Origin of the sequence: Terrisporobacter muris (genome assembly GCF_024621905.1) — a bacterium.
In the GTDB taxonomy this organism is placed as follows: Bacteria; Bacillota; Clostridia; order Peptostreptococcales; family Peptostreptococcaceae; genus Terrisporobacter; species Terrisporobacter muris.
Genome location: NZ_JANKBY010000285.1, coordinates 1 through 4,929 on the forward strand (window position 1 = coordinate 1; position 4,929 = coordinate 4,929).

Sequence of the window (4,929 nt, forward strand, 5' to 3'; positions counted from 1 at the left end):
AAACTAAATTAAAAATAGAAGTACTTTCTATTGGGAGGTGTAATGCTTGAAGGTAAGTAAAAATAAGTACATTAAGTATATTTTATTATCTTCATTATTAGTTTTATTTTTTGCTTTAATATTTAATTATAAACCTAATAATATGAGTGAGGAAGAAGCTTTAGTTAGAGAAGTTTATAAAGATAAGGGTGAAAATCCTAAAGAGATAAGTGAACAATATACTGTACTTTTGGAAAATCTTTTTGATTATAGAAATAAAGCAATTTTAGATAAAAATGCGGATATACTAAAAGGGCTTTATGATACGGATATAAAGTTCGGTCTTTGGGCATATGAACAAGAAGTGAAAAAAATGAAGTATCTAGAAAATTGGTCAAGCAAACAAGGTGTAAGTTTCAATAATATAAAGACAAAAGTTAAAATAAAAAAAATGAGAGAAAGAGAAAAAAATCTATACGGCATTATTTGTGATGTATCTACAGAATATAAATATTCTTATGAAAATGATCCTAAGAAAATAAATATGTTCAGAATAGGTACATATCATTATCTTCATGTGAAAATAAAAGATGACAAATATATAATTACAAAAGAATGGTATACAGATCCATTTGCTGATTCTTTAAATTTAGAAAATATTAAATCTGATGATATTAAAAACTATATTATAAATCATGAAGAAATTCATCCAGAACTCACAAAAGAGCAAGAAAAGGCTATAGAGTATGCACATAGATATTGTGGAGCAGCAGCTGATGAAGAATTTGGATTAAAATTTAATACAAAATATCGTGATTTTAATTGTGATGGTGGAGATTGTGCTAATTTTGCATCACAAATAATGTATGAAAGTGGTAAATTTAATAAAAATGCAATTTGGAATTATGAAAATGGAAATGCTACAAAAGCTTGGGTAAATGCTCAAGGATTTAAAAACTATATAGTGAATAGTGGACGAGGAAGTTATATTTCTAAGGGAAGTTACGAAGAAGTCTATAGAGAAGCTTATAATTTGAGACCTGGAGACTTTGTTGGATATGAGAAAAAAGGAAGGATAACTCATGTATCAACCGTCACAGGATTTGACTCAAAGGGATACCCTTTAGTAACCTGTCATAATACAGATAGACTACTAGTTCCATGGGATCTAGGATGGAGTGATAAGGCCATTAGATTCCATTTTATTAAAGTGAATTATTAAAAAAATATCATATATTAAAAAAATTATAAACGTAGTATATAAACAATCAAGTTTGACAAAACTATGTATATATGTTAAAATTATGTTAGAGTTGCATTTTTAAGCAGCTAAATTAAAAGTGTGTTTTTAGGAGGATTTAATTAAATGAAAACTGGTGTAGTAAAATGGTTTAACAACGAAAAAGGATTTGGATTTATATCTGTAGAAGGTGAAGGAGATGTTTTCGTACATTTCTCAGCTATACAAGGTGATGGATACAAATCATTAGAAGAAGGACAAAATGTAGAATTCGACGTAGTTGAAGGAGCAAAAGGTCCTCAAGCTGCTAACGTAGTAAGAATATAATTAAAATTCATATATATTAGTATTAATTAGTAACGAAATATTAGTAATATCTAGTCATATGTGAAAGAAAAGCCACCTATTAAAGTGGCTTTTTTTCTGTATAAATTAAATTATCTTAACTAATTTATTGCCATCTATTAAAGTAAAGTTTTCTTTATTGATTAATAAATCATATAACTCTTTATCGTTGTACTTGAAAAACTTATTTAAACACTCTTCTAGATCATCTTCCAATTTATCAAATTCATCATAGAAAGAAAGATCAATAGCAAGGTTTTCCATTTCTTCTCTCAACTTATTCATATCTACAAAAGAAAAGGCATAAGAAAAATCTAATTTCTTATTTATAATCATTTCTTTTACAGCATTAACTAAATTATTTTCATTATAAGGTATTGTAATAATATTTTCACTTTTGAAAATTTCAATTTTGTTAATCAAATTTATATATATTGAATCAAAGTTTTTGTCTACATAATCATAAAAATCTTTATTACTAAACTTACTATTTAAATCATTTATAAAAGTTTCATTAGTAAAGTCTCTCCAAAAAGTGGTAGTAAAATTATTATGGGTATAATCTTTTAGTGGTTCACCTTTTTCGTTATAAAGCAAAGGATGAGTAAGATTATGGTTTTTTGAAATAGTTTTTCTTAAAAGATAGCCATTAAATCCTTCTGGAATCAAATTTATAATATACTCGTCTAAATCACTACCTAAATAAACTTCTTTTGAGCATATTAAAGATTTAATTTCATCTAAGTTCATGTTTTTCAATTTTGGTAAATCTTCTTTTACTAGGATTTGATAAATTTTCTCGTTATATATTTTATTTAAGTAATTTCTTAATTCTAATTGATAATTCATTTTATGCCTCCAAAAATGTTAATAATTTATTTATACCCTTTAAATTGAATTTGAAAATATAAATTTGAATTATGATGTAAATATGATAAAATTAATAGTGAGGGAAATCCTTTTATAATTAGCTAGTTAATTTTGGAGGTGTAATGTTAATGAATATTTTGTTTTTCTTAACACCAAAAAGTGAAGTGGCTTTTATTTATGAAGACTATACATTGAGACAAACTCTAGAAAAGATGGAGTATCATAAATATTCATCTATACCTATATTGACTCGAGATGGGAAATATGTAGGAACTATAACAGAAGGCGACTTGTTGTGGACATTAAAAGACAATTTTCAAGAAAAAACATTAGATTTTAAAGCATTGGAAGATATGCCAATTAGTACGATAAAAAGAAGAAAGGATAATACACCCGTATCTGTGGAGGCCAATATAGAAGATTTGATATCAAAGGCTAGAAATCAAAACTTTGTTCCGGTTATTGATGACCATAAAACTTTTATTGGAATAATAAAAAGAAAAGAGATTATTGAATATTGTTATGACAAAATACATAAAACTGTAAAAATATAAACATTTCAATAATTAATAATAAAAGGCTTAGATTTTTATGAAGAATAGATAGACTAAACAAGAGTCTATCTATTTTTTTACATACAAGGATAATTATATTTCTCTCAAATTTGTAAATAATTTGTAAAACTAAGCAATATTAATGAATGTAGATAGGTAAAAAAGTTACTTTTGAGCAACATAGGTACTTGGAATTTCATAGATACCACAAAGTAGCTTAAGGCAAAATGAAGGAATATCATTTGAGTAACAGATTTATATGAGATTTTATAGGGCTCACGCAGTTGCTCAAAATGGTAACGAGGATATATCATTGATGACATGCTTCTCAATTTTTGCGATATGAGTGAATCAAATTTTTTAATAATATATAATATTAAAAAATTATACAAAAATCTACAATAAATGGTAAATTATGTATACACCCTTATTTTATGATGATATAATTGACTGTAAAGGGGAGGTGTTGATTTTATGAAAGAAGATACTTTGAACTTTAATAAAATTGGCTTGAAATTAAATAAGATTGACATGGACATACTAAGCCTATTGGCGAATGATTGTAGAGTATCTTATGCAGAAATAGCTAGAGAAGTACATCTATCTCGTATGGCTGTAAGAGAAAGAGTTATGAAAATGACTGAAGAAGGAATAATTGAAAAATTTACAGTACAGCTTAACTCACCTAAGGTAGGGCTTAATACAGCTGTATTTTTACAAATAGCTGCAATACCAAGTGAAATAGATTATGTTGCAAGTGAACTTTGCAAACATCCACAAATAGAATCAGTATATGCTACGACAGGTAAAAATGAATTGCACGTTCATGGATATGTTAAAGATTTTGAGGAGCTTAATAATTTTATATTTGAAGAAGTATATAAAATTAAAGGGGTTACAGAAGTTAATTTTAATTTAATAACTAAAAAATATAAAAGTAATGGAATATTTATATAATTAAAAACAGCTCTTAGATTACCTAAGGGCTGTTTTGGTTGTAAATCTTTTATATTTTTTATTAATTAATTTATTTATTCATGTATTCAACAGAGTTAGGGAATTTAGCCTTAACTTCGTTTAGTTTTTGTTGGTAAACTTCACCTTGTTTTTGGTATAATAAAGTTCTACCTACTTCTTCAGAAACTTCATCATATGTAGGTACAGTACTTTCTTTTTTATCTTCTAATTTGATTAAGTGATATCCAAATTGAGTTTTAACAGGTCCACTTACTTCACCTTTATTCATATTGAATACAGCTTCTTCGAATTCTGGAACCATTTGTCCTCTTCCAAAAGAACCTAAATCTCCACCAGCATCTTTTGATGGACAAGTAGAATGTTCTTTAGCTGCATCTTCAAAGGATATTTCACCAGTATTTATTTTACCTAATATATCATTTGCTTTTTCTTCGTTGTCAACTAATATATGTTTAGCTGAAGCAGTTTCTGGCTTAGAGAAGTTTTGTTTTTGAGCTTCAAAGAAAGCTTTTTTTTCTTCTTCTGTTAATTGAACGCTAGTTAATATTTTGTTGATAACGTATTGTTTTAATACATTTTCTTCAACTCTTTTCATTTCATTTCTGAAGTCTTCATCTTGGTCTATTTTATTATCTTTTGCATACATGTATAATAATTCTTGATTTATTAAATCTTCTAATACATATTTTTGACCTTCTTCAGTTTGGAATTGTTGTGCTTGATAAGGATCAAGTCCTTGAATTGCACTTTGAACGTCTAAGTTAGATATTTCTTTTTCTCCAACTTTGGCTAATATTTTCTTTTCCATATTGTTAGTTACTCCTTTGCACCCTTGAGATTTTATAATAACTTTCAGTATAAATAATACCAAAAAATATAAACTATGTCTAATATTTCCTAAGATAAATATATGGTAATTAATAACATATGCTTATTACTAATAATAACACTGCACTAATAGAT

At 26.6% G+C, this 4,929-nt stretch carries 6 protein-coding genes; 4 read left to right on the forward strand and 2 right to left on the reverse strand.

Features of this window, described 5'->3' with window-relative positions; translation table 11 throughout:
* The first annotated feature begins 46 nt into the window (after positions 1-46).
* Together NSA58_RS16135 and NSA58_RS16140 are read left to right on the forward strand one after the other, a co-directional pair.
* Positions 47-1,201, forward strand: coding sequence for an amidase domain-containing protein (locus NSA58_RS16135; RefSeq protein WP_052232870.1), 1,155 nt, complete (start codon positions 47-49; stop codon positions 1,199-1,201).
* 144 nt (positions 1,202-1,345) lie between these two features.
* Positions 1,346-1,546 (forward strand): cold-shock protein, encoded by a 201-nt coding sequence (locus NSA58_RS16140; RefSeq protein ID WP_018589602.1) that lies wholly within the window; start codon positions 1,346-1,348, stop codon positions 1,544-1,546.
* 105 nt (positions 1,547-1,651) lie between these two features.
* On the opposite strand, the gene NSA58_RS16145 is transcribed toward NSA58_RS16140, so the two are convergent.
* The gene (locus tag NSA58_RS16145) at positions 1,652-2,413 is read right to left on the reverse strand and encodes a hypothetical protein (RefSeq protein WP_074078647.1); all 762 of its coding nucleotides are present in this window, start codon (positions 2,411-2,413) and stop codon (positions 1,652-1,654) included.
* A gap of 149 nt (positions 2,414-2,562) precedes the next feature.
* Between NSA58_RS16145 and NSA58_RS16150 the strand changes: the two genes are divergently transcribed.
* Both NSA58_RS16150 and NSA58_RS16155 read left to right on the forward strand, forming a co-directional pair.
* A complete protein-coding gene (locus NSA58_RS16150) occupies positions 2,563-2,988 on the forward strand; it encodes a CBS domain-containing protein (RefSeq protein ID WP_039681189.1) in 426 nt (141 codons plus the stop codon).
* A gap of 474 nt (positions 2,989-3,462) precedes the next feature.
* Positions 3,463-3,945, forward strand: a complete 483-nt coding sequence (locus tag NSA58_RS16155; RefSeq protein WP_052233142.1) for an Lrp/AsnC family transcriptional regulator — start codon at positions 3,463-3,465, stop codon at positions 3,943-3,945.
* Positions 3,946-4,015: 70 nt separating this feature from the next.
* Here NSA58_RS16155 and NSA58_RS16160 read toward each other — a convergent pair whose 3' ends face one another.
* Complete coding sequence (locus NSA58_RS16160; RefSeq protein WP_242842770.1) at positions 4,016-4,837, reverse strand: peptidylprolyl isomerase; 822 nt, start codon at positions 4,835-4,837, stop codon at positions 4,016-4,018.
* Between the last annotated feature and the right edge of the window lie 92 nt (positions 4,838-4,929).